The sequence below is a fragment of the Pseudomonas sp. BN417 genome, from assembly GCF_029871205.1.
In the GTDB taxonomy this organism is placed as follows: domain Bacteria; phylum Pseudomonadota; class Gammaproteobacteria; order Pseudomonadales; family Pseudomonadaceae; genus Metapseudomonas.
Map to the genome: position 1 here is coordinate 1 of NZ_SSOJ01000013.1, position 551 is coordinate 551.

The 551-nt window shown below is 64.1% G+C and carries 1 protein-coding gene; it reads right to left on the reverse strand.

The annotated features are described in order from the left end of the window. A partial coding sequence (locus tag E8F11_RS00270; protein ID WP_280286796.1) for an Ig-like domain-containing protein occupies positions 1-551 on the reverse strand: 551 nt, incomplete at both ends.

Sequence of the window (551 nt, forward strand, 5' to 3'; positions counted from 1 at the left end):
GCGATGCCGGTGTTGTCCAGGGTGATCAGGTTGCTGGTGTCGCTGATGCTGGCGCTCGGGGTGAAGGTGGCAGTCCAGGTGATACCGCCGTCGCTGCTGCTCACCGCGCTCAGGGTGCCGTTGGCGATGGTCAGGTCGGCGTTGGTGAGACCGCTCACCGCCTCGCTGAAGATAATGGTCACCAACGAGGTTTCGCCGATCCTCAGCGCGCTGTCGGCGACCACGATGGTGGCGGTCGGCCGCACCGTATCGATGGCGTAGTTGTTCGAGTTGGTGGTGCCCACGCCCAGGTTGCCCACGGCGTTCTGTACGCCGGTGTTGTCCAGGGTGATCAGGTTGGTGGTATCCGTGATGCTCGAAGTCGGGGTGAAAGTCGCGGTCCAGGTGATGCCGCCGTCGCTGCTGCTCACCGCGGTCAGGGTGCCGTTGGCGATGGTCAGGTCGGCGTTGGTGAAACCGGTCACCGCTTCGCTGAAGGTGATGGTCACCAGCGAGGTTTCACCGATCCTCAAGGCATTGTCGGCCACCACTATGGTCGCGGTCGGGTGCGC